Source organism: Mycobacterium deserti, from assembly GCF_025345615.1.
In the GTDB taxonomy this organism is placed as follows: domain Bacteria; phylum Actinomycetota; class Actinomycetes; order Mycobacteriales; family Mycobacteriaceae; genus Mycobacterium; species Mycobacterium deserti.
Genome location: NZ_JAODWD010000005.1, coordinates 218,071 through 241,591 on the forward strand (window position 1 = coordinate 218,071; position 23,521 = coordinate 241,591).

Annotated in this window: 25 protein-coding genes; 13 read left to right on the plus strand and 12 right to left on the minus strand. The window is 66.4% G+C overall.

The annotated features are described in order from the left end of the window. Window positions 1-130: 130 nt before the first annotated feature. A complete protein-coding gene (locus N4S67_RS20860; RefSeq protein WP_260995277.1) occupies window positions 131-1,357 on the plus strand; it encodes a glycosyltransferase in 1,227 nt (408 codons plus the stop codon). 56 nt (window positions 1,358-1,413) lie between these two features. Here N4S67_RS20860 and N4S67_RS20865 read toward each other — a convergent pair whose 3' ends face one another. Beyond that, the gene (locus N4S67_RS20865; RefSeq protein WP_260994929.1) at window positions 1,414-2,430 is read right to left on the minus strand and encodes a DNA topoisomerase IB; all 1,017 of its coding nucleotides are present in this window, start codon (window positions 2,428-2,430) and stop codon (window positions 1,414-1,416) included. Between the two features lie 373 nt (window positions 2,431-2,803). Here N4S67_RS20865 and N4S67_RS20870 point away from each other — a divergent pair, with 373 nt between their 5' ends. Both N4S67_RS20870 and N4S67_RS20875 read left to right on the plus strand, forming a co-directional pair. Further along, window positions 2,804-3,238 (plus strand): ATP-binding protein, encoded by a 435-nt coding sequence (locus N4S67_RS20870; protein WP_260994930.1) that lies wholly within the window; start codon window positions 2,804-2,806, stop codon window positions 3,236-3,238. 62 nt (window positions 3,239-3,300) lie between these two features. After that, on the plus strand, window positions 3,301-4,023 hold the full coding sequence (locus N4S67_RS20875) for an RNA polymerase sigma factor SigF (protein ID WP_390893481.1): 723 nt from the start codon (window positions 3,301-3,303) through the stop codon (window positions 4,021-4,023). On the opposite strand, the gene N4S67_RS20880 is transcribed toward N4S67_RS20875, so the two are convergent. Continuing rightward, window positions 3,994-4,437 (minus strand): STAS domain-containing protein, encoded by a 444-nt coding sequence (locus N4S67_RS20880; protein ID WP_260994932.1) that lies wholly within the window; start codon window positions 4,435-4,437, stop codon window positions 3,994-3,996. The two genes, N4S67_RS20875 and N4S67_RS20880, sit on opposite strands and share 30 nt — an antisense overlap. Window positions 4,438-4,747: 310 nt before the next feature. Between N4S67_RS20880 and N4S67_RS20885 the strand changes: the two genes are divergently transcribed. Beyond that, window positions 4,748-5,290, plus strand: a complete 543-nt coding sequence (locus N4S67_RS20885) for a nucleotidyltransferase family protein (protein WP_260994933.1) — start codon at window positions 4,748-4,750, stop codon at window positions 5,288-5,290. Between the two features lie 9 nt (window positions 5,291-5,299). On the opposite strand, the gene N4S67_RS20890 is transcribed toward N4S67_RS20885, so the two are convergent. Next, window positions 5,300-5,629: a hypothetical protein gene (locus N4S67_RS20890; RefSeq protein ID WP_260994934.1), complete on the minus strand. Its 330-nt coding sequence runs from the start codon at window positions 5,627-5,629 to the stop codon at window positions 5,300-5,302. 20 nt (window positions 5,630-5,649) lie between these two features. Continuing rightward, window positions 5,650-7,461, minus strand: a complete 1,812-nt coding sequence (locus tag N4S67_RS20895; protein ID WP_260994935.1) for an acetyl/propionyl/methylcrotonyl-CoA carboxylase subunit alpha — start codon at window positions 7,459-7,461, stop codon at window positions 5,650-5,652. Window positions 7,462-7,693: 232 nt separating this feature from the next. On the opposite strand from N4S67_RS20895, the gene N4S67_RS20900 reads away from it, so the two are divergent. Further along, the gene (locus N4S67_RS20900; protein ID WP_260994936.1) at window positions 7,694-8,875 is read left to right on the plus strand and encodes an HNH endonuclease signature motif containing protein; all 1,182 of its coding nucleotides are present in this window, start codon (window positions 7,694-7,696) and stop codon (window positions 8,873-8,875) included. A gap of 71 nt (window positions 8,876-8,946) precedes the next feature. Here the strand turns inward: N4S67_RS20900 and N4S67_RS20905 are convergent, their stop codons facing one another. Next, window positions 8,947-9,405, minus strand: coding sequence for a VOC family protein (locus N4S67_RS20905; RefSeq protein WP_260994937.1), 459 nt, complete (start codon window positions 9,403-9,405; stop codon window positions 8,947-8,949). Window positions 9,406-9,501: 96 nt separating this feature from the next. Between N4S67_RS20905 and N4S67_RS20910 the strand changes: the two genes are divergently transcribed. After that, window positions 9,502-10,023, plus strand: a complete 522-nt coding sequence (locus N4S67_RS20910; protein WP_260994938.1) for a GFA family protein — start codon at window positions 9,502-9,504, stop codon at window positions 10,021-10,023. Between the two features lie 33 nt (window positions 10,024-10,056). Next, entirely contained in the window at window positions 10,057-10,410 is a 354-nt protein-coding gene (locus N4S67_RS20915; RefSeq protein ID WP_313959971.1) for a hypothetical protein, read from the plus strand. Window positions 10,411-10,435: 25 nt separating this feature from the next. On the opposite strand, the gene N4S67_RS20920 is transcribed toward N4S67_RS20915, so the two are convergent. Then, the gene (locus tag N4S67_RS20920) at window positions 10,436-10,846 is read right to left on the minus strand and encodes a SufE family protein (RefSeq protein ID WP_260994939.1); all 411 of its coding nucleotides are present in this window, start codon (window positions 10,844-10,846) and stop codon (window positions 10,436-10,438) included. After that, window positions 10,843-11,739, minus strand: coding sequence for a sulfurtransferase (locus N4S67_RS20925; protein WP_260994940.1), 897 nt, complete (start codon window positions 11,737-11,739; stop codon window positions 10,843-10,845). The genes N4S67_RS20920 and N4S67_RS20925 overlap by 4 nt, the downstream gene beginning before the upstream one ends. A gap of 215 nt (window positions 11,740-11,954) precedes the next feature. Here N4S67_RS20925 and N4S67_RS20930 point away from each other — a divergent pair, with 215 nt between their 5' ends. The 6 genes from N4S67_RS20930 (at window position 11,955) to N4S67_RS20955 (ending at window position 17,800) form a co-directional block, all read left to right on the plus strand. After that, window positions 11,955-12,587: an acyltransferase gene (locus N4S67_RS20930; RefSeq protein WP_260994941.1), complete on the plus strand. Its 633-nt coding sequence runs from the start codon at window positions 11,955-11,957 to the stop codon at window positions 12,585-12,587. A gap of 28 nt (window positions 12,588-12,615) precedes the next feature. Continuing rightward, on the plus strand, window positions 12,616-13,752 hold the full coding sequence (locus tag N4S67_RS20935) for a glycosyltransferase (protein WP_260994942.1): 1,137 nt from the start codon (window positions 12,616-12,618) through the stop codon (window positions 13,750-13,752). A gap of 153 nt (window positions 13,753-13,905) precedes the next feature. After that, window positions 13,906-15,255, plus strand: a complete 1,350-nt coding sequence (locus N4S67_RS20940) for a nucleotide sugar dehydrogenase (protein WP_260994943.1) — start codon at window positions 13,906-13,908, stop codon at window positions 15,253-15,255. Continuing rightward, window positions 15,248-16,228: an NAD-dependent epimerase/dehydratase family protein gene (locus N4S67_RS20945; RefSeq protein WP_260994944.1), complete on the plus strand. Its 981-nt coding sequence runs from the start codon at window positions 15,248-15,250 to the stop codon at window positions 16,226-16,228. The genes N4S67_RS20940 and N4S67_RS20945 overlap by 8 nt, the downstream gene beginning before the upstream one ends. Window positions 16,229-16,313: 85 nt before the next feature. Next, window positions 16,314-16,904, plus strand: coding sequence for a TetR/AcrR family transcriptional regulator (locus N4S67_RS20950; protein WP_260994945.1), 591 nt, complete (start codon window positions 16,314-16,316; stop codon window positions 16,902-16,904). Between the two features lie 11 nt (window positions 16,905-16,915). Next, on the plus strand, window positions 16,916-17,800 hold the full coding sequence (locus tag N4S67_RS20955; RefSeq protein WP_260994946.1) for a phytanoyl-CoA dioxygenase family protein: 885 nt from the start codon (window positions 16,916-16,918) through the stop codon (window positions 17,798-17,800). A gap of 27 nt (window positions 17,801-17,827) precedes the next feature. On the opposite strand, the gene N4S67_RS20960 is transcribed toward N4S67_RS20955, so the two are convergent. From N4S67_RS20960 to N4S67_RS20980, 5 genes are all read right to left on the minus strand, one after another. Then, the gene (locus N4S67_RS20960; protein ID WP_260994947.1) at window positions 17,828-19,648 is read right to left on the minus strand and encodes a hypothetical protein; all 1,821 of its coding nucleotides are present in this window, start codon (window positions 19,646-19,648) and stop codon (window positions 17,828-17,830) included. A gap of 462 nt (window positions 19,649-20,110) precedes the next feature. Then, window positions 20,111-20,767 (minus strand): Maf family protein, encoded by a 657-nt coding sequence (locus N4S67_RS20965; protein ID WP_260994948.1) that lies wholly within the window; start codon window positions 20,765-20,767, stop codon window positions 20,111-20,113. Then, entirely contained in the window at window positions 20,764-21,015 is a 252-nt protein-coding gene (locus N4S67_RS20970; protein ID WP_260994949.1) for an acyl-CoA carboxylase subunit epsilon, read from the minus strand. The genes N4S67_RS20965 and N4S67_RS20970 overlap by 4 nt, the downstream gene beginning before the upstream one ends. Before the next feature lie 38 nt (window positions 21,016-21,053). After that, window positions 21,054-22,694, minus strand: a complete 1,641-nt coding sequence (locus N4S67_RS20975) for an acyl-CoA carboxylase subunit beta (protein WP_260994950.1) — start codon at window positions 22,692-22,694, stop codon at window positions 21,054-21,056. A 35-nt stretch (window positions 22,695-22,729) separates the two neighbouring features. Then, a complete protein-coding gene (locus N4S67_RS20980; protein WP_260994951.1) occupies window positions 22,730-23,488 on the minus strand; it encodes a class I SAM-dependent methyltransferase in 759 nt (252 codons plus the stop codon). Window positions 23,489-23,521: the final 33 nt, after the last annotated feature.

The window sequence follows — 23,521 nt, forward strand, 5'->3', positions numbered from 1 at the left end:
GCGGAATTTGGGCTCGGGTAGTTGGCGCGTGTATTGGAGATCTCGCGTGCCGCCCGGGGGCACTCCTCGATGAGTGAGGCGGCGTCATCGAGAACTCGGCGAATGACGTTGTGAGAGGGGGACGCCGATGATGAAGATCGCCATGGTTTCCGAGCACGCCAGTCCGCTGGCCGCGCTTGGCGGCGTCGCCGCCGGGGGGCAGAAGGTGCAGGTCGCCGAGATCTCGGCGGCGCTGGCCCGGCGCGGCCATCTGGTGACCGTCTACACCCGGCGCGACGACCCGGACCTGCCTGAGCGGGTGGACACTCCGCAGGGCTACAGCGTCGTGCATGTGCCTGCGGGACCGGCGAAATCGATCCCGGACGACGAATTGCTGGGCCACATGGGCCCGTTCGCCCAGTTCCTCGACGACCAGTGGACCGTCAACCGGCCCGACGTCGTGCATGCACATTCCTGGAGGTCGGGCATCGCCACTCAGCTGGCGGCCCGTCACCTCGATCTGCCCGCGGTGCAGACATTCGACGCGATGGAGGCGGTCGTGCGCCGTCACCAGGACACGTCCGACACCAGCTCGTCCGACCGCCATCGGATCGAGGCCATGGTCGCGCGGTCCGCGACATGGGTCGTCGCCACCTGTACCGACGAGGTGTTCGAGCTGATGCGGATGGGTCGGTCGCGCAATCGAATATCCGTCGTTCCCTGCGGCGTCGACCTGGATATGTTCACTCCAGATGGCCCCACGGCACCGCGCGGCGGGCGACACCGCATCGTCAGTGTCGGAAATTCACTGCCTGGCAAGGGATTCGATGTCGTCCTGCGGGCGCTGCCCGCCTTGCCCGACACTGAACTCGTCATCGTCGGTGGCCCCGAGGCGTCGCAGCTCCCCGCCGATACCGAGGTGCGCCGGTTGCGAAAGCTGGCTCGTGATCTCGGCGTCGGCGACCGGGTGCTGATGTACGGCTCGGTCGCGCGCGAAGGCATGCCCGCGATCCTGCGATCCGCTGACGTGGTGGCCTGCACACCGTGGTACGAGCCGTCGGGCATCGTGGCGCTCGAAGCCATGGCGTGCGGTGTCCCGGTGGTGGCCTCGGGTGTGGGCGGAATGCTCGACACCGTCGTGCACGACGTGACCGGACGGCTGGTGAAGCCGAAGAGTACGGCCGAGGTGGCTGACGCAATCATTCACCTGCTGCGCGATCAGTTCCTCCGGCAGAGCCTCGGCGCCGCAGGACGCGACCGCGCGCGGGCCCGCTACTCGTGGGACCGGATCGCCGCCGACACCCAGCGCATCTATGACCGCCTTGAAGCGGCAGACTGCCGGCGGCAGACGTCCGCGGCCACACTGTCGTCTGGATGACCGGGCCGGTTTGCAGCACGCATTACCGCGCCAATCCGATTGCGTCGCAACGCCGATCAGCCCTTGGAAACCTTTCGGATCAGCCGAGCCGTGCTGGCGTCGAGGATCTCCTGGCGATCGGACGTTCTTCGGGTCCTCGCCGCACGCCGCACACCCGCGGCGATCGTCAGGCCGTTCTCGTAGCCCTGCACAACCCGCGGGTCCACGTAGGAGCCCCGCGCCACCGCCGGCGTGTTTCCCAGTTCTTCGGAGACCTCTTTCATGACCGCCGATTCGACTCGCTTGATCACCGTCTTGTTCACCGGCGGATCGGCGTCGACGAACGCCGCCGCCGCGAGCACGGTGCCGTGCCAGGTGCGCAGGTCCTTGACCGTGTACTCCGCGCCGACGAGTTCTTTGAACCGGGCATTGAGGTCGTCGGCATGGATGTCGAGCCACCCGGTACCGTTGCGGCACACCAACAATCGTTCGGTGCGTTCGGGCCGTCGCAGCAGGGCGCGCACCGACCGGACCGCTTCGGGATCGTCGATCAGCAGCGTCCGCCGCACCCCGCTCTTGGCGGGGAAGTCGAACTCGATTCCCTTGCGTTGCAACGTCACGTGTTCGCACCGCAGGGTCGCGATGCCGTAGGAGTTGTTCTCCTCCGCATACTGTTCCGAGCCGGCCCGGAAGTAGCCGAGGTCAACCAGATACAGGGCAAGGGCGAGCACCCGGTCGCGGGTGAGTCCGCGGCCACGTAGGTCAGCCGCGATCTTGCGGCGCATGTCGGGCAACGCCGCCGACATCCCCAGCACCCGGTCGAATTTCTCCTCGTTGCGCTCCTCCTGCCACCGCAGGTGGTAGAGGTACTGGCGCCGGCCGGCGGCATCGGTCCCGACGGCCTGGATGTGGCCGTTGGCGTGCGGATCGATCCATACATTCCGCCAAGCAGGCGGGATGACCAGGTCCTTGATGCGCTTCAAAGTCTCGGCGTCGGTCACGGGCGTGCCGTCGGGATGGTGGTAGGAAAACCCCTTGCCCCGACGCACCCGGCGCAGGCCCGGGCCACTCAGTACGCTACGGCGAAGTCGCATGTTTGGTGCCCGACTACGCAGGGGTATGGAGGATGGACCATGGTGAGGACCAGTACGGCTGCTGCTGCGTTCTGCTTTGCGCTGGGGTCATTGCATCATCGGCGCGAGCATCAGGAACGCACCCGCATAGATCGCCACCGCGATCAGAACCAGGACGGCCAACACCATCGCTGCCGTCATGACTATCTTGCGCAGACGGTGATCGGACGGCCCGAAATGATCGAGATGATTTCGCGGTCGCATCTGTTCCATGGCAGGGGATTACCCGGCCAAAGGGCTTGCCACACGTCTTCGACGACAGGTGATCGGACCGCCGGTGGTTAGCTGGAAATCGTCCTGGGGTAGTCTCGCTTCGACATTGCCGGGAGGTCACGTGGCCGACGCCACCAATACCAACAACGGGTACCTGCGCAGCGACCGTGCGGTCGAGCTTCGGGTGGCCGCGAAACTGGAAAACCTCGCTGTGTTGCGCACTCTGGTGGCAGCGGTGGGCACGTTCGAGGACCTCGACTTCGACGCGGTCTCCGATCTGCGGCTCGCGGTCGACGAGGCTTGCACGCGGCTCATCCGGTCGTCTGTTCCCGACTCTGCGCTGCTGCTTGTGGTCGATCCGCGCGACGATGCCGTCGTCATCGACGCGTCGACCACGTGCAAGAGCCCCGACATTCTCGCGCCGGGCAGCTTCAGCTGGCACGTGCTGAGCTCGTTGACCGACGAGGTGCGGACCTTCCAGGACGGAAAGGGACCCGCGGACGCCCAGGTATTCGGTATATCCATGACGACGAGACGAGCGAGTTCGCCGCGGTGACTCCGTCGACATCGCAGGGTTCGTCGTCACGGCCGAACTCTGAGTACGCGGACGTCGCCGACATGTTCCGCGAATTGAAGGACCTGTCAGAAGGTTCGGCGCAGTTCCAGCGCCAGCGTGACCGCATCGTCGAGCGGTGCTTGCCGCTGGCCGACCACATCGCCCGCCGGTTCGACGGCCGAGGCGAACCCCGCGACGATCTCGTCCAGGTGGCACGCGTCGGACTGGTCAACGCGGTGATCCGCTTCGACGTCGAGGCCGGTTCGGACTTCGTGTCGTTCGCGGTGCCGACGATCATGGGGGAGGTCCGCCGCCACTTCCGTGACAACAGCTGGTCGGTGAAGGTGCCGCGTCGGCTCAAGGAGCTGCATCTGCGGCTTGGCGCCGCGACTGCCGACCTGTCCCAGCGGTTGGGCCGCGCGCCGACCGCCTCGGAACTGGCCGCCGAACTCGACATGGACCGCGACGAGGTGATCGAGGGCCTGGTCGCGGGAAGTTCCTACAACACGCTGTCGATTGACAGCGGAGGCAGCGGAACCGAGGACGCACCGGCGATAGCCGACACGCTCGGCGATGTTGATCTGGGTCTAGACCAGATAGAGAACCGAGAAGCCCTGCGGCCCTTGCTCGCTGCACTGCCAGAGCGCGAGCGGACCGTGCTGCTGCTGCGATTCTTTGAGTCGCTCACCCAGACGCAGATCGCCGAACGTGTCGGTATCTCGCAAATGCATGTGTCGCGATTGCTCGCGAAATCCCTAACGAGACTCCGCGACCAGCTTCAGTAGCCGTTGTGGCTCGCCCTGCACCGTCGCCAGCGCCGACTCGACGCTCGGGCAGATGGGCAGAGTCGAATCCGGGTCACAGATTTTCAGCAACCGCGACACCGCGCCGTCGGGTACGAGTGCCCACTGAATGGTCTCGCCCGCGCAGCGCACGTTGAGGGTGTGCAGCGCCGAAAAGCCTGCTGTACCAAAGAAAGTGATGCCGGTCAGGTCGAGCACCAAGCATTTCATCTGCGCCGCGTGACGCAATGCGTAGTCGACGAACTGTTGCGAATTCGCCGCGTCGAGATCGCCGTGTGCGGTGATGACAGCAGTATCCGGCTTCAACCACCGTGTGGCGAAGTAAGCGGTATGGCAATCAGTGCGTTCAATGAGAGACCCTGCAGGAGCGGGCCTGGAGGTACTGAGAGTAGACATTGTGACTCCATCAGTCGGAATGCGTGATTCGTACTGTGGTTCACGTCAGAAAAGGCAGGCCCTGCGTCCTCAAAGCCTTCGTTACAAAGCGGAGTTCCGCCCTTCACGTCTTGTGACGTTTCCAGCGGCTGTTATTTCAACCTGATTTGACCCTACGCGTCTTGTGGGAAACAAACAATCGATTCACTCGATGTTACAACCGCAGTTCACCGTGTTCATTTGGCCGCCACCCCGAGAAGATCGCGCCACGCCGTAGCGGAAGTGCGCGCAGAATTGTCCAGTCTGTACCGCTCGGTTCACACTGGTTCGCATGGCGGAGACGGTCGCCGCGGGCGTGCTGCTGGCCGCCGGCGCAGGCACTCGGTATGGCATGCCCAAAGTGCTTGCCGCTGAAGGGAATTGGTTAGCCCTGGCTGTGCGTGCGCTGTGTGACGGCGGCTGCGGGGACGTGGTGGTGGTGCTGGGCGCCGCGGTCGTCGACGTCCCGCCGCCCGCGAGGGCGGTCCTCGCCGAGGACTGGTCGAGTGGCCTGAGTGCCTCGGTGCGGGCAGGCCTGACGGCCGTCGACGCGGACTACGCGGTACTACACACCGTCGACACGCCCGATATCGGCGCCGGCGTGGTGCGCCGCGTGCTGCAGGCGGTCCAATCGTCGTCATCGGGCCTGGCGCGGGCGAGCTACGCCGGGGCGCCCGGTCATCCCGTGGCGGTGGCGCGTCGGCACTGGCCGGCGCTGCTTGACGGGTTGCAGGGCGACGAGGGAGCGCGACCGTTCCTGCGCGGACGCGATGACGTCGTCACGGTCGAATGCGGTGACCTGGCCGGCGGCCGCGACATCGATGTCCCCGGCTGAGCCGGCAGTTCAGGAGATGGCCAGTCCGAGCATCGCGGCGGCGAAGCGGCGAACCGACTGTTCGGCGATCGCGGCCGCGTCCGCGTGGCCCTGGCGGGCGCGGGTCCGCACCGTCGCGGTGGTGGGGTCGACGATCACTTCGGCCAGCATCTCGCCGGTAGTCGGTTCACACACCGCCCACGTGTATCTCGTGTCCGACGCCCACTGTGCGCTGCACGTGCTGACGTAACCGGAGTCCGTCTCTCCGAGCTCGGCCAGCGCAGGCCGGTCGTCCATCAGTTCGTCGTGCCGCAGAGCGCGCAGATACCACGCGCCCGCGTTGATCTCGACCGGCTCCACGCGACTGGGCGTGCTGACGCCTACTTGATCTCGGCCAGGACGGTGCCCTGGGTGATCGCGGCGCCGGCCTCGACCGCGAGGCCGGTGATGGTGCCGTCCTTGTGCGCGGTGACGGGGTTCTCCATTTTCATCGCCTCGAGCACGACGACCAGGTCACCCGCGGAGACTTGCTGGCCCTCCTCGACCGCGACCTTCACGACGGTGCCCTGCATCGGCGCGGTCACCGCATCACCGGATGCGGCCGCACCGGCGCTTGCGCCCCGCTTGCGCGGCTTGGGCTTCTTGCGCACAACGCCCGCCGCGGCGGCCGCGCCGCCACCACCGCCGCCGCCGCCGCCGATCGCGAGGTCACCGGGCAGTGACACCTCGATCCGGCGACCGCCGACCTCGACCACGACGGTCTGCCGCGGGATGGTGTCTTCCTCTTCGATGGCCTCGCCGCCGGTGAAGGGCTCGACGGTGTTGTCCCACTCCGTCTCGATCCAGCGGGTGTGGACCGTGAAGCCGTCGCCGTCGCCGATGAACGCCGGGTCGGAGACGACCGCGCGGTGGAACGGGATGACCGTCGCGAGGCCCTCGACGTTGAACTCGTCGAGCGCGCGGCGGGACCGGGCCAGTGCCTCCTCGCGGGTGCCGCCGTAGACGATCAGCTTGGCGAGCATCGAGTCGAACTGGCCGCCGATCACCGATCCGGACTCGACGCCGGAGTCCAACCGGACGCCGGGGCCCGTCGGCGGCTCGAACTTCGTGACCGGGCCGGGCGCGGGCAGGAAGCCACGTCCCGCGTCCTCGCCGTTGATGCGGAACTCGATGGCGTGGCCCCGGGGCTCGGGGTCTTCGGCGATGTCGAGCTTCTCGCCGTTGGCGATGCGGAACTGCTGCAGCACCAGATCGATGCCCGCGGTCTCCTCGGTGACCGGGTGCTCGACCTGCAGTCGGGTGTTGACCTCCAGGAACGAGATCAGGCCGTCCTGTCCGACCAGGTACTCGACCGTGCCGGCGCCGTAGTAGCCGGCCTCTTTGCAGATGCGCTTGGCCGACTCGTGGATCTCCTTGCGCTGCGCGTCGGTCAGGAACGGCGCGGGCGCCTCTTCGACCAACTTCTGGAAGCGGCGCTGCAGCGAGCAGTCGCGGGTGCCCGCGACGATGACGTTGCCGTGCTGGTCGGCGATCACCTGTGCCTCGACGTGACGCGGCTTGTCCAGGTAGCGCTCGACGAAGCACTCACCGCGGCCGAAGGCGGCGACGGCCTCGCGGGTTGCCGAATCGTACAGCTCGGGGATCTCCTCGATGGTGCGGGCCACCTTCATTCCGCGGCCGCCGCCGCCGAAGGCCGCCTTGATCGCGATCGGAACGCCGTACTCCTTGGCGAACGCCACGACCTCGTCGGCGTCCTTGACCGGGTCGGGGGTGCCGGGCACCAGTGGCGCCTGCGCCCGCGCGGCGATGTGGCGCGCGGTGACCTTGTCGCCGAGGTCGCGGATCGACTGCGGACTCGGCCCGATCCAGATCAGCCCGGCGTCGAGGACAGCCTGCGCGAAATCGGCGTTCTCCGAGAGGAATCCGTAACCCGGGTGAACCGCGTTCGCGCCGGACTTCGCGGCCGCGTCCAGCAGCTTGCCGATATCGAGGTACGACTCAGCAGACGTTTGACCGCCCAGCGCGAAGGCCTCGTCGGCGAGCCGAACGTGAGGTGCGTCGGCGTCGGGTTCGGCGTAGACCGCCACGCTCTGCAGTCCGGCGTCCCTAGCCGCCCGAATCACCCGGACTGCGATCTCCCCACGGTTGGCTACAAGCACCTTGGAGATTCTTGAGCTGGCGTGACTAGCCACTGCGCCTCCTACTGGAATGCCCGCGGGCATCTCTCTAAGAACGTCTTTAAGAATCTATCCGGGGCAGTTTAAGCGGCACACCTGAGGCCTCGGGCAGGCGGTGTCGGTTACTGGCAAGTAAGTACGGCCGCGAGCCGATCGACTTATCCCCAATGGGTGATTCATCCACAGGTTGGGGTGTGGGGTGGCTGCTCGTCGGTGGTGTGTCTGGGGCGGTTCGTAGGTTCGGGGCGTGTTCGATGAGTTGGTTGCTGCAGCGCGTGGGGCGGGTGGTCCTGCTGCTGGGGTGGGGGCGTGGGCGCGGGTGGAGAACGCCGCGGCGGCGCGGCGGTTGTGGGCGTCGGCTCAGGTGTTGGAGGCGGCCTATGCCGCTGACGGGTCGGCTGAGCGTGAGCAGTGGTGTGTGGACAACTGGGATGCGGTGTGCGCCGAGATCGCCGCGGCGCAGAACGTGTCGCTCGGGGTGGCGTCGCACCAGTTGTTGTTGGCGATCGCGCTGCGCGAGCGGCTGCCCCGGCTGGGTGAGGTCTGCGCCGCGGGCTTGGTGTCGTTGCGGTTGGTCAACACGATCGTGTTCCGCACCGGTCTGATCAAGGATCTGGGCGCGTTGGCCACGGTCGACGCCGAGATCGCCGGGGCCGTGACCAGATGGGGTGCACTGTCGGTGGCCAAGGCCGAACAGGCCATCGATTACTGGGTGCAGCGCTACGACCCGTTGGCGTTGCGCCGTGTCGAAACCTGCGCGTGCGGACGCCATGTGGATATTCATGTGGCACGCGACGGATCGGGGGTCGCCTATCAAGAGGCCATGTTGTTGGCCCAGGACGGCCAGGCGCTCGATCAGCGGTTGAACGCGATGGCCGCCGCGGTGTGCGAGGGTGATCCGCGCAGCCATGCCCAGCGCCGCGCCGATGCGGCCGCCGCCCTCGGTCACGGCGCCGACCGGCTGAGGTGTCGTTGCGGGTCGCCGGGCTGCGCGGCCGCCGGTGAACAGCCCAGTGCGGTGGTCGTGCATGTCATCGCCGACGAGAAGGCCCTGCACGAGGAGGCCGGCGCCCGATTGGACGGCGAGCATGCCGCTGAGCCCGCCACATGCGAACCGCACCCGTCGAACGCGTCGGCTTCGCCGGCAGTGCTGCTCGGCGGCGGGCTGTTACCCGCCCCGGTGATCGCCGCGACGGTCACCGGCACCGCGACGAAAATCGTGCCGATCATCCATCCCGGCGACGCGCCACCGCAGCAGCGCTACATCCCGACCGCGGTGCTGGCGTGGTTCATTCGGGCGCGGGATCTGACCTGCCGCTTCCCGGGCTGCGACGTCGCGGCTCACGTCTGCGACATCGACCACACGATCCCGTACCCGCACGGCCCGACCCAAGCATCGAACCTCAAATGCCTGTGCCGAAAACACTAACTCTCCAAGTCGCTTGATGACCGCATGACGGCTTCGTGCGGTCATCGAGCAAGGCACGCCAGTTACCGTCGCTACGCCGGAGACGGAGGGGCCTCGGACATCGGCGTGACGTTGAAGCCGGGTCGCACCAGACCGGCGTCGAGTGCCCAGAGCTCGAGCTGGATGTTGTCGGGGTCGCGAAACACGATGACTGGGCCCGCCAGTTCTTCCAGCACACCCGAGTGTGCGATGCCGTGGTCATCGAGGTGCTGCGCCCACGCCTCGAGCGCGGCTCGGTCGGGGACCCTCAACGCGAGGTGGTCGAGACCGACGGCCCGTTCGTCGAACCGGTCGCTGGCCGGGTTCGAGTGCGACATCAGCCCGATGAAGAACCCGCACGGGTGGATCACGCTCCAGAGCTTGAAGTCAGGCGTCTCGCGGGTGTTGATGAGCTTGAAGCCCAACACGTCTTCCCACCAACGGGCGCTGCGCTCGACATTGGTGACCGTGAGGTCGATGTGCCCGAAGCCGTTGATCTCGGGGAACTCCATGCGGTCATGCTGCCGCATCGGGCAATATGCGGGGAAGAGATGCTCGGTCGGAGGTGGTCGGCCACCGTCCGCCGCGCGTCTCGATGGGGGTTGCGTATGACAGCGCGAACCGCTAACTGCGCCTGCGGTCGGGTCGAAGTCACGGTGGAGGGCGAGCCACTGCTCGTCTACGTTTGCCACTGCGATTTCTGTCAACGGAGATCGGGGAACGTGTTCATCGCTTCGGCGCAGTTCCCCGAGGACCAAGTCGTGTCGATCACGGGCGAGACGCGCTGCTACAACGGCCTCGAAATCGACGGCGTCGGTGCCGTAGGCATGCCGGGAGGAATCAACTACCGCTTCTGCGCGGTATGCGGCTCCAGCATTTACATGGACGCGATCTTCCCGCACACCGGCGAGCGTGTCTTCACCATCGCGCTCGGCTGCTTCGTCGACGCGGTATTCCCGCCGCCGACAACCGAGTTCTTCACTAGGTTCCGCCACCCGTGGGTCCCACCGATTCCCGACGCCGTCCAGCTCTACGACCCGCTGGATGGCTCGCTCACCGTCGAGTCGGGGTTGCAGGGTGGTCGACCGGCCCGGTCGTCGAGCGAAGAGAAACGTTCAGACCAGCGTTGAGCGCAAACGTGCTGGCGAGCCAGAACTGCCGAAGTGCAGGCGGCCCACCTACCCCTGAAACGTTCTTCGGCCAATCGCAATCACCACCTACTCAAAACGTTCTGGGGCTGGCGCGACCAGCAGTCACCCGATGGCACCGTCGAATGGATCTCGCCGAGTGGGCAGACCAACATCACCCATCCCGGCAGCCGCCTGCTGTTCCCGAGCTTGTGCCGCCCCACCGCACCGATCACCGCCACCGACATCCGCGACACCAGGCCCAACCGCGCCCTGATGATGCCGCGCCGCACCACCACCCGCGCCCACGACCGCGCCGCCCGCAACGACGCCGAACGCCAACGCAACGACACCCAGGTCGCCGAACGCAACAAACCCCCACCCTTCTGAGTGGGTCGCAGTCGAACGTGTGGCGCTAGCGCAGCCGCTTCTTGATCCGAGCCAACATTGCCGACATGCCGCGTAGCCGCAGCGGGCTGATCAACGCGGCGAGGCCGAGTTCACTGTAAAAGTCGTCCGGTACGGCCAGGATGTCGTCGGCGGACTGCTTGTCGAGGCCCTGAGCCAGGATCGATGCGAAGCCGCGGGTCGTCGGCGCCTCGGGCGGCGCACTGAAGTACAACCGCACGTGCTCGCGGTCTTCGGCGTCGACGTGCAAGAACAACGGCGACTGGCATTCAGGCACCGGTTCCATCGACGCCTCTTCGAGTTCGGCGGGCAGTGGCGGCAACTCACCGGCGAACTCGAGCAGCAGTTGCAGCTTGTCCTGGCCCTGCACGTCCTTGAAGTCGGACACCACTTCGGCCAGCGCGGCCGGCATGCTCATGGGCTTCCGGGCGCCTCGCCCGGGTCGGACCCGACGGCGACGGGCACCCGCACCGCGTTGCCCCACTCGGTCCACGAGCCGTCGTAGTTGCGCACGCCTTCCTTGCCGAGCAGGTGCGTCAGCACGAACCAGGTGTGGCTGGACCGCTCTCCGATGCGGCAGTACACCACCGTCTTGGCGTCCTCCGGAAGGAAGCCGTACAACTCGTCGAGTTCCGCGCGGCTGCGGAACTGGCCGTTGTCTCGTGCTGCCTTGGCCCACGGGATCGACTGCGCGGTCGGGATGTGGCCGCCGCGCAACGCGCCCTCTTCGGGGTAGTCGGGCATGTGGGTGCGCTCGCCCGTGTACTCCTGCGGGGAGCGGACGTCGATCAGCGGTTGGTCGCCCAGCACCGCCAGCACGTCCTCGCGGAAGGCGCGGATGGGCGCGTCGTTGCGCTCGACGACCGGGTAATCGCTCGCCGTCTTTGACGGCACGTCGAGCGAGGTGTCTCGGCCGTCGGAGATCCACAGGTCGCGCCCGCCGTCGAGCAGGCGCACGTCTGGGTGGCCGAAGAGGGTGAACACCCATAGGGCGTAGGCGGCCCACCAGTTGCTCTTGTCGCCATAGATCACGACGGTGTCGTCGCGCGAGATGCCCTTGCGGTTCATCAACTCCGCGAACTGCGCACCGTTGATGTAGTCGCGTACGTTCGGGTCGTTGAGGTCGGTGTGCCAGTCGATCTTCACCGCGCCGGGGATGTGACCGGTGTCGTAGAGCAGCACGTCTTCGTCGGATTCGACGATCGCCAGTCCTGGCCTGCCGAGATTGGCGGACAACCAGTCGGCGGTGACCAGGCGTTCGGGATGGGCATACGACTGCAGGGCGGGACTGGGGTCGGCAGGCAGCGGCACACCCCGAGCCTACCCAGGCTGAAATGTGGCGGCACACCGTCGGCGGAAACTTGTTGCCGCAAACCTTCTGCGGTAGGAACTAAGGCGGTGATCGCCGTACCACCGAGTATCGTCGAGCAGCGCGATTTCCGTCGGAAATACCGAGGCGACCGACAAATTACGAAAAGTGTCTTCACCGCGATGGTGGTGGGCAATTTGAACACGGGAGCAAACGAGTGACCGGAGAACCGATGACCGCCGATGCCGACGATGTCGCTCGCAAGAAGGCGGCGGCGCCCGGCCTGAAGCTGCCGCCGCCGGGCAACGGCATGACGTCCCGGCGCAGGTTGCGCAATCGTCTGGCAGCGGTGTTCTTCAACGCGATCATCACGCACATCCCCTCGCACACCATCCGGCAGGGGTACCTGCGCGCGTTCGGTGCGCACATCGGCCAGAAAACCGCGATCATGCGCGGCACGCAGGTGTTCGACATCGAGTTCCTCACCATCGGCAGCGAGACCGCGGTCGGTTGGCGCTGCCTGCTCGACGGCAGGGGTGGGCTCTACATCGGCGACAACGTCACGATCGCCAGCGATGTGCACATCCTCGGCGGAACCCGGGACATCAATCATCGCGATTTCGCGCTCGTGCCCATTCCGACCGTCATCGAGGACTACGCGTGGATCGCCAGTCGCGCAATGATTCTGCCGTCGCACATCAAGCGCGGCGCGGTGATCGCGGGCCAGGCGTTCGTGATGGCCGACATCGGGGAGTGCGAGGTCGTCGGCGGCAATCCGGCCAAAGTCATCAGCAAGCGCGACCCCGATGCCCTGCAGTACAGCGCCGGCTACCGTCCGTTGTTCTCCTGACGCGTCTGCGATCCCGAAAGGCCATGCCATGACCAAGGTGACGTTCCTGCTGTCAAAGGACCCCGCCACCCAGCACGGCGGCGACATCGAATTGTCGAGGGTCGCGATGCGGCTCGCCGCGGAGTCCTTCGACGTGGCCGCGCTTTGCCTCTCAGCCGAAGACGGTTCTGCCACCGTCGATTTGGTGCCGGGCGGGCTGCCACTGACCCGGGTGTTCAAACGGCCGGTCGACAAGCCGAAAGTGCTCACCCAATCGCTGCTCAAACGGCGCAGCCTGGCGCATGCCCGATTCGACTTCGACGAGTTGGTGACCGCCATCAACGGCATCGATTCCGACGTGTTCGTCGCCGAGCACAGTTACATGGCTGAATCATTCTTGCGCAGTAAGCATTTCGGCAAGCGCGGGCTGGTGATCAACACCATCAACACCGAATCGCAAGTGTGGCTCTCCACCCGTGGCCTGCTCGGCCGCATCGAGGAACCGAGGCTGCTGCGTGACGAGATCCGGGTGGCTAAGGCGGCCGACGCCGTAGGGACCTACGACATCGAAGAAGCCGAGATGTACCGGGCGAACGGACAACCGCACGCGCGCTGGCTGGATGTGACGCTGCCGCCGTCGCAGAAGATCGATGTGTCGGCGACGGGCCCGCGGCTCGGGTTCGTCGGGGTGCGCGACTGGCCTCCGAACCAGGAGGGCTTCCTGTACGCGCTCGAACTGTGGCCCAAGATTGCCGAAGGCATTCCCGGTGCCGAACTGTGCATCGCGGGCCCGAAGAAGCCGGGTGCCAAGGACCCCGTCTATCCCGCCGGAGTGCGCGATCTGGGCTTCGTCGACGACCTGCCGGGCTTCTTCAGGACCTGTCGTGCTCTGATGGCGCCGATCAAGACCGGCGGGGGAGTGCGGGTGAAGATCCTCGACTCGATCAGCAAGGGGCTACCGGTGATCGGCACCAGTCCGGCGGTCGGATCGCTGACCACACTGTTCGACCTTCCGACCTACGACAGCGACGAGGAGTTCATCGCCGAGTGCCGCAGACACCTGCTGGATCGCGACGTCGCGGTCAAAGCGGGCAACGATCTCTTCGAGAGCAACAGGGTGCACTGGGCCGAACGCCGCCCACACCGGTCGTTCGAGGAGTTGGTCCGGGTCGGAATCCGCGGTTGACCAACACACTCTTTTCCCGGGGCGCCGGCAACGCTACGCTGCCCTCCGATTGCGGTGGAAAATGTGGCTGTCGATTACGCGAAATAGACGCAGGCAACGTATCGTCGTCACGCGGTGCCGCAAACTTCTCCTCGAGATTGGAACCGGAGGGATATGTCTGAGCCAGCAAAGTACGACGTCGGAATCGTCGGACTCGGCTATGTCGGGTTGACCTTGGCGACCGTGCTCGCCGAAGCAGGTAATTCGGTGATCGGCGTTGAGACCCGGCAAGACATCGTCGACCTGACCAACGAGGGCACCCCGCACTTCACCGAGACCGGACTGCCGGACGCGCTGTCCGGCGTGACCCGGTCGGGCAAACTCCGGGCCGTCGCAGCGTTCGACGACAGCTTCACTTGCGACACCTACATCATCACGGTGGGCACACCGCTGTCGTCGGACGGCGTCGCCCGCGTCGACATGATCGATGCCGCCGCCCGCGACATCGCCGCCAACATGCGCGACGGCGCGCTGGTGATCCTGCGCTCCACCGTGAAGGTGGGCACCACCCGCGACGTGGTCACGCCCGCGCTGGCCTCCAGCGGCAAGTCGTTCGACATCGCGATGTGCCCCGAGCGCACGCTCGAAGGCAAGGCGCTACAGGAACTGCGTGAGTTGCCGCAAATCATCGGTGCCGACGACCAGGCCGTCGCCGATCGCGCCGCCGCGCTGTTCCGGCGGCTCACCAACTCGATCGTGCAGGTGTCCGGCGTCGAGACCGCCGAGATCATCAAGCTGGTCAGCAACACCTTCCGCGACGTGCAGTTCGCGTTCGCCAACGAAGTCGCGCGGCTATGCGATGCGTTCGGCGTCAGCGCTCATGAGGTCATCGCGTCGGGCAAACTCGGCTACAACCGCACCAACATCCCGATGCCGGGTCTGGTCGGCGGGCCCTGCCTGGAGAAGGACCCACACATCCTGATGGAGAGCGCCCGCACGCGTGGCGTCCACCTGGAGATGACCGCGGCGGGCCGGTTGGTCAACGAGCGCCAGCCCGAAGAGACGGTCCGTTTCATCAGCAGCGAGATCGACCGGCGTGGCCTCGCCAAGGACGGGCCGCTGAAAATCAATCTCGTCGGCATGGCGTTCAAGGGACTGCCGGAGACCAGCGATCTGCGCGGGTCGATGTCGGTCAAGGTGCTCGACGCGTTGAAGAAGGCCCACCCCGATGCCGAGATCGGCGTTTACGATCCGGTCACGCCGCCGGAGGTACTTGCCTCCGAGTTTCCCGACGAGCGCGTGTTCAACCGGTTCGGCGATGCCGTCAGCGGTGCGTCGGTGGTGGTGATCGGCAACAACCATCCGTCGTTGGGCACCATTTCGCCGCGCACCATCAGCGAATTCATCGGCCCGGGTGGGTTCGTGTTCGACTACTGGAACCACTTCAGCCACCTTCCCGCGTCCGAACTCGGCGATTCCTATTTCGCGGTCGGCAAGAGCGGATGGGTGCCCGCCGGTGGCTGAGCGGGTCGTGATCACCGGTGGTGGCGGATTCATCGGCGCCTATCTGGTCAAGCGCATGGTCGCCGACGGCTGGGACGTCGCCGTCGTCGACACCATGGTGCGCGGCGATGCGAGCAGGTTCGCCGAGGTTGCCGACGACGTGGAGTTGTTCACCTGCGATGTGCGTGATCAACAGGCGCTGGAACGTGCGTTCAAGGGTGCGACGGTGGTGATGCACCTGGCAGCGATCAACGGTACCGAAAACTTCTACAAGCAACCGGAACTCGTGCTCGACGTCGGGTTGCGCGGGGCGCTCGCTGTGGTCGACGCCGGCCGCGCGGCCGGTGTGCCGGATCTGGTGGTGGCCTCGACAGCGGAGGTCTATCAGACGCCGGCGGTGATACCGACTCCCGAGACGATTCCGCTGATGCTTCCCGACAGCCTCAATCCCCGTTACTCCTACGGTGGTTCGAAGATCGTCAGCGAGCTCATCGCTTTCAACTACGGCCGGGACCATTATCGGCAGGTGCAGGTGTTCCGGCCGCACAACGTCTTCGGTCCGAACATGGGGTGGAAGCACGTCGAACCGCAGTTCATCATGCGGGCGCTGGCCGCCAGAGACGCGGGTGACGGCACGTTTCCAATTCAGGGCGACGGCACCGAGACGCGTTCGTTCTGCTACGTCGACGATGTCGTGCAGGGAATCCTGACGATGTACGAAAAGGGCGGGCACCGCGAGATTTACCACATCGGCAGCGACGAAGAGGTCAGCATTCGCGACCTCGCCGCCCGCATCGGCAAGATCGTCGGCATCGATCTGGATATCCAAGCCGGAGAACTGCAGCAGGGTGGCACGAAGCGGCGCTGCGCGGACATCACGAAGATGCGTGCGCTGGGATGGTCGCCGACGGTGAGCCTGGACGACGGACTCGAGCGCACGGTCGCGTGGTACGCCGAGAACCGAGACGCCAAACCCGCCAACGACTTGATGTAGGTCGGCACTCGGCTGAGGCGCAGCCCACGGGTACGTCGTGCCTCGGACACTTTGCTTTGAGTTGAACTCAACTTACAGTCATCGCATGAGTGTGCCGGTGAAATCTAGAGGTGCTCTCGCACGGGACAGGCTGCTGTCGGCAGCCACCGACGAGTTGGCGGAGACCGGCGAACTCGAGGTGGCGGCGGTGGCCCGCCGAGCCGGGGTGAGCGTGGGGTTGCCCTACCGGTACTTCGCCACCAGGACCGGACTGCTTGTCGCGGTGCTCGAAGCATTTCACCAGCGGCTCTGCGATGCGGCGGCGATGCGCACCTATGACGCCCCTACCTGGGCGGAGCGTGAGCTGCAGCGCATCCGCGATTGGGTGTCCTTCCTCTACGACGAGCCGGTGGCACCGATCGTGCTCGCCGGCTTCGGCGACGCCGACGTGGCCGCCGCAAACACCCGACACCTGCAGGAGCTGACCGAGGTCGGCGCCCGCAATATGGCCCACGCCCAACGAACAGGCGAACTCCCCAACGAGCGCGATCCGGAGTTCCTGGCGGCGGCGACCCTCGGCGGAACCAACGCGGTTGTCGCGGTATGTCTCACGCGGACGCCTCGTCCGCCCGCCGAATCCGTCGTCGACCAGCTTTGGGCATTCGTGTCCGGCGCGGTCGGACTGCCCCAGCGTTGAGAGGACGACCCTTGTCGCACAACCCTTCCGGTGCTGCTACCGCCCGCACCATTGAATCCGTCGACGACCTGCGATCCGACCTCGCCGGCCGGTTCAAGGTCACCGCCAGCAGCGGAGACGCCATCGCACCTGCCGTTGTGGATGCCGACCTGGTTGCCGTCGAACGCGACGGCTTCATCATCGTGGAAGATTTGATTACGGCTGCGATCTGCGAGGAGATCAAGGAAGCGGTCCAACCACTCCTGAGCAAGTCGGGTCGCAATTCCTTTGAAGGACAACGTACTCAGCGGCTGTACAACGTACTGACCAAGACCCGCGTCTGCGATGTACTCGTCGAGCACCCGCGAGTGCTGGCACTTCTCGACCGGCTACTCATGCCCAATTACCTGCTCTCCCAGCTGCAGGTCATCAACATCAACCCCGGCGAGCAGGCGCAGCTACTGCACTACGACGACGGCATGTATCCCATCCCACGTCCGCGGCCACCGCTGAGTGCCGCCACTATCTGGGCGATCGATGCTTTCACCGAAGGCAACGGCGCCACCGTCGTGCTGCCCGGCAGTCACCAATGGAACAGTCAGCGTCGTGCCACCGACCAGGACCACCGGGTCAGCGTGACGATGCCTCCCGGCTCGTGCGTGTTCTTCGTCGGCACCCTGTGGCACGGCGGCGGTGCCAACCTTTCAGGACAGTCTCGCCTGGCCGTCACTGCGCAGTACTGCGAACCATGGCTTCGAACCCAAGAAGCGTTCACCCTGTCGACTCCTCGCGACACCGTCAACGCGGTTTCCGAAGACCTTCGCCGGATGCTGGGATACAGCATTCACCCGCCGTTCGTCGGCATGGTCGACGGCATGCACCCCAAGCGGTTACTCGACATCGCACCGCGATCGTGAACTAGGAGCCGGCCCGTGCCGACCCCGTCAGTCGGTGCTGGAGCCGCCCGAGTCGCCGCTGCCGGAACTTCCGGCGCCGTCGGCTCCGTCGGCACCGTGGGCACCGCCGCCCTGTCCGGTTCCGCCGTCGCCGCCGTTGCCGGCGACGCCCGTGCCGTTGTGCGAGGTTCCGTTGCCGCCCTTACCGCCGATACCGCCGGGCGCATCGAATACGCCGAAGACGCCGTCGCCGCCAGCGCCGCCGTCGCCGCCGGTGGCCGTGCCGCTACCGGTCTCGGCGTCGCCACCATGGCCACCGCGGCCGCTGGGCGCCTGCCATCCGCCGGCTCCGCCCTCGCCGCCGGTACCGCCTACGGCGTCGCCGGATGTCACCACTTCGGCGTCGCCGCCGTCGCCGCCCTTGCCGCCGTCGCCATCCCAGCCGGAGCTGCCGCCGTCGCCGCCGTTGCCACCGATCGCGGTGCCCTGGCCTGCAGAAGCGTCGCCGCCGTGGCCGCCGATGGCGTCCCCGCTGCCGCCGGTGGCCGGTGTGTTGCCGTCCCAACCGGTGTCTCCGGCGTCGCCGCCGTTGCCGCCGGTCGCCACGCCCGAACCGGTTTGCGCGTCACCGCCGTTGCCGCCGCGACCGCTGTTGCCTTCGATGCCGGTCCGGCCGCCGTCGCCGCCGTCGCCTGCCGTGGCATTACCGGTCGCAGTGTTCGCGTCGCCGCCGACGCCGCCCGCACCGCCGTTGCCCTGGAGCAGGTCGTGGTTGCCGCCGTCGCCGCCGTCGCCGCCGGTCGCGCCCGTGACGCCATTCGCGGTTCCACCGGCGCCACCGGCTCCGGCATTGCCGAGGAAGCCGGAATCCCCGCCCGCGCCACCGGTGCCGCCTTCTGCTTTTCCGGTCGTAGAGGTGGCAGTGCCGCCCGCGCCACCGGCGCCTGCGGTTCCGATGTACATGCCCGCGGCGCCGCCCTTGCCGCCGTCGCCTGCGACCACGTCGCCTGCGCCGGTGACGTCGCCGCCCTTGCCGCCCTGCCCGCCGTTGCCGAAGACCAGCCCGCCGCTTCCGCCGTCGCCGCCGTCCTGACCGGCCGCTCCGTCGCCGCCCTTGCCGCCGGATCCGAGGAACATCCCGCCGTTGCCGCCGTCTTGGCCCGCCGCACCGGGTGCACCGTTTCCGATCAGCACGCCGCCGTGTTCACCCGGCGCTTCGCCGTTGCGGACGAACACCCGGAACACGTCGTTGGCGACGGCGAAAGGATCCTGTTGCAGGCTGACCGCAGACATCTCCGACATCGCGCGCTGCCATGTGGTGTTGAGTCCGGCGCCGATCAGCAGTCCGGCCTCGGCGTAGTTCATTGCCACTCCGCTGGCCGCCTGCGCGGCCGAGACCGTCGCCAGTGGCGTCGTGATCATGGTCCACGGCCGCTCGTAATAGATCTTCACCGAGTGCGGGAAACCGGCCAGCGGCGGGTCGTCGTTGTGGGTGGGGTACGTGAAGTAGTCGCGGATGAAGTCGAAGGCACCGACGTTCAGCGACGTGTTCGGCGCCGCGCTCGGGGCAACGGGCGCCGACTGACTCGTCGGCGCGCTCGATGCCCCGCCAGAGGAGGCGGCAGTGCCGAATGCCAGTTGCGAGGGCTGCTGAGGCGGACTCGACGCTCGCACCGCCTCCGCGAACAAGCTGTTCGGGGTGGCGTACGCGCCGAGCGAGAACGGCCTGGTCTCTACCGCCGGTCCGCTTGGCGTGTCCCCGCTACTCGCGCTCCCGAAGGCGGCGCCGGCGGCGGCGAGGGCGCCGATGGCCACCGCCGTGTGCACCAGGTACGGGTGCTTACGTTGCGTGTAGTGCTTGCCGCCCATCGAACTTCCTTCCCCGGCGTGCCGGTCGGGTACGCGCTGTGAATTCCGTGCTTCTCAGTAGCAAAGATAATCGCATCATTACAGCCAATATCGCAATATCTGCGAATAAGCCGCGTGTTCTTTTCTGTCCGTCAATTTGCGCGAGATTCCCGCTGCGTTCACCGACGATCATGAAATCGGAATGCCGCCACCGTCGGCGAGCAGGCCGTCGGCCCTAGACTCGGGACAAATACGCTGGTGATCAACATTATTTACGGCGGTAAAGAATGCAGCGCGGCGCACCCACATGCCGCTGCTCCAATTTCATTTGCCTCGCGGTGGGTTGTCCGTCGGTGCGGATATCGTTCGGCGGGCGCCCTCCTGAGCGCAGCGTCAGCGGGGTCCTACTAGCGCCGATCTTGAGGTAATGCGCAAAGTGAAGAAATTTGCGCCAGCAACGCTGTATGCCACTTTGGCCAGCAATCACCCGTGATCGGAGGGCGGCACGGCATTGCTCGTCCAGAGGTGTGCCAACGACAACCCCGCACGCTCGAGCAGTGCGCGCGTCAGGGGAAGGCTGATTCCGATCACTGCCGACGGGTCGCCGTTGACGCCGTTGACGAACCACCCGCCCAGCCCGTCGAGCGTGAACCCACCTGCCACCGCGGTGGGTTCGCCGCTGGCCAGATACGCGTCGAGATCGCCCGGCGCCGGGACCCCGAACTGCACCGTCGTGTGGATGGCCCCGGTATCGCGGAACGCGATCTTGTTGTCCCGCAATCGAATCAAGCAGTGGCCGGTATAGAGCTTGCCGGCGCTCCCCGCCATCTGCTCCCAACCGAGTCGGGCCGCATCGACCGAGGCCGGCTTGCCGAGCAGTGCGCCGTCGCGCAAGAGCATCGAGTCGCAGGCGATGACGACACAGTCGGCGGCGACGTCGGTATCGAGATCTGCGATGACGGCGTCGGCCTTGGCCGTGGCCAGCGCGGTCGTCACCTCTGGCGGCGTGGCATTTGGATGCAGCCGCGCCATCACGGCATCCTCGTCGACACCGGAGACGATGACAAGTGGTTCAATTCCAGCCTGGCGCAACACTTTCCGACGGCCGGAAGAAGCCGACGCGAGAACGAACCGCGTCATTTGCGCATGTGCGTCCGTTCGACCAGGGTCACCTTCTGCCAGCTGAACGTCGCGTAGCGCAACCGGTCGACCGGGTGGCCCCACAGGTTCACTTCCTGTTCTCGCGGCTCCGGCGGAGTCCCCGAGGAGGCGGCGAGCACCGCGATGACCGCGGCCAGCTCGTCGTCGGTCGGTTTGCCCTTGACGACCTGGATATGGGGGTCGTGTGCCTGGCTCGGCCGCTCGTCGGCCTCAAGTGGCTCGCTCACAGGTGCCTCGCTCACAGGTGCCGGATTGTTCGCCCCGCTCACAGTGGGATGTTCCCGTGCTTCTTCGGCGGCATCTGCGTGATCTTGCGCTCCAGCAGGCGCAGCGCGGTGCCCACGTAGCCGCGGGTGTGCGACGGCGGGATCACCGCGTCGACGTAACCGCGTTCGGCGGCGATGTACGGGTTGACCAACGTGTCCTCGTACTCCTGCTGAAGTTGCAGTCGCAGCCCGTCGACGTCGTCGCCGTTCTTGGCCGCCTCTTTGAGCTTGGACCGGTAGACGAAGCCCACCGCACCCGAAGCGCCCATCACCGCGATCTGAGCCGTCGGCCACGCGACGTTGACGTCGGCCCCCATCTCCTTGGACCCCATCACGCAGTACGCGCCGCCGTAGGCCTTACGGGTGATGACGGTGACCTTGGCGACGGTCGCCTCACCGTAGGCGTACAGCAGCTTGGCGCCCCGCCGGATGATGCCGTTGTATTCCTGCTCGGTGCCGGGCAGGAAGCCGGGAACGTCGACCAGCATGACGATCGGGACGTTGAAGCAGTCACAGGTGCGGATGAAGCGGGCCGCCTTCTCCGAGGCGTTGATGTCCAGGCAGCCGGCGAACTGCGTCGGCTGGTTGGCGACGATGCCGACCGGACGGCCGTCGACACGTCCGAAGCCGACGATGATGTTGGTCGCGTAGCCCGCCTGGACTTCGAGGAACTCGTCGTCGTCGAGGATGCGCGTGATGACCTCGTGCATGTCGTACGGCTGGTTCGGCGAATCCGGGATCAGCGTGTCCAGCTCGAGGTCTTCCTCGGTGAGGTTGTCCTCGATCGCGCCCGCCGTATCGGGCATGGCGTAGCGCGGCGGGTCGGCGTAGTTGTTCGACGGCAGGTAGGACAGCAAGTCGCGCACGTAGTCGAAGGCGTCCTGTTCGCCGGAGGCGACGTAGTGCGCCAGACCCGACTTCGCCATGTGGGTGTGCGCGCCCCCGAGTTCCTCCATGGTCACCTCTTCGCCGGTGACGGTCTTGATGACGTCCGGCCCGGTGATGAACATCTGGCTGGTCTGGTCGACCATCACGACGAAGTCGGTGAGGGCGGGGGAGTACACGTGCCCGCCTGCTGCGGCGCCCATGATCAGCGAGATCTGCGGGATGACGCCCGAGGCCAGGATGTTGTTGTGAAAGATGGTGCTGTACAGACCAAGTGAGACGACACCCTCTTGGATGCGCGCGCCCGCGCCGTCGTTGATGCCGATGAGCGGACGGCCGGTCTTGATCGCGAGTTCCTGAACCTTGACGATCTTCTCGCCGTACACCTCGCCCAGGCTGCCGCCGAAGACGGTCGCGTCCTGGCTGAAGATGCACACTTCGCGGCCGTCGATGGTGCCGTAGCCGGTGACCACGCCGTCGCCGAGTGGCCGGTTGGCCTCCAGCCCGAAGTTGGTGCTGCGATGGCGTGCCAGCGCGTCGAGTTCGACGAATGAATCCTCGTCCAGCAGGGCCAGGATCCGCTCTCGCGCGGTCAGCTTGCCCTTGGCGTGGACCTTCTCGACCGCAGCCTCGCCGACCGGGTGCAGGGCCTCCTCGGTCCGCTTGCGCAGATCGGCCAACTTGCCCGCGGTGGTGTGGATGTCCGGCTCGTGTTCACCGGAGGGCTCGACCGACGGCTCGGTAACGCTAGTCATGGTCGTCGATGCTAACGAACGGCCTTAAAGTCCCCTTAAGCAGGCTTGCGCAACACCACGGCCGCGAAGCTCGTGAGCGCGGGCACCGGGTGCTTGATGAGGAACCGCGACTTCGCGCGTTCGATCGCGTCCAGCGGCTTGACCACGTGGTAGTAGTGATGGCCGTACGCCCCGTGCCATTCCTCGACCTCGAACCCGACGCTTTCGAACCGCCGGATGGCCCGCTTCGTCGGGCCGGTGGTCCACCGGTAGTGGGCCGGGAACTTGTCCATATTGCCCAGCTGTAGGCGGCCCGGCTGAACCTTGTCGAGCAGCGCGCGCGCCGCCTTTTCCGGCATCAGCTTGTTGACCACGAACGGGAACGTGAACAGCGTCGGGAAGTAGTGCACCGACAAGCCACCCGGACGCAACAGGTTGAAGCAGTTCTGATGGAACATTCGCGCGTCGGGCAAGTGCTCACACAGCATCTTGGAGAACAACAGGTCGTAGGTGTTGTGCTCGTCGTTGATCGGCCGGCACAGGTCGGCGACGCGGGTCTCGAGGTCGCCCTGCGCCTTGTCGAGTTCGACGGCCGAGATGTCGATGACCACGCGGTGATTGGCGAAACCCCACTTGTCGGCGTCACCGATGATCGGGTTCGCGCCGCCCCCGAGTTCGGCCACGCGGTCGACGCCTTCGCGTTGCGCGAGTTCGCGGACGAAGTTGTCGTAGCCCTTCCACAGCGCGTCGACGTCCGTGTACTCAACTCGGCCTTTGCGGCTGATCACCGCGCCGGCGAAGTCGTCGTTTCCCATGTAGTCACTCCGGTGGTAGTTTGCTGAACGCCA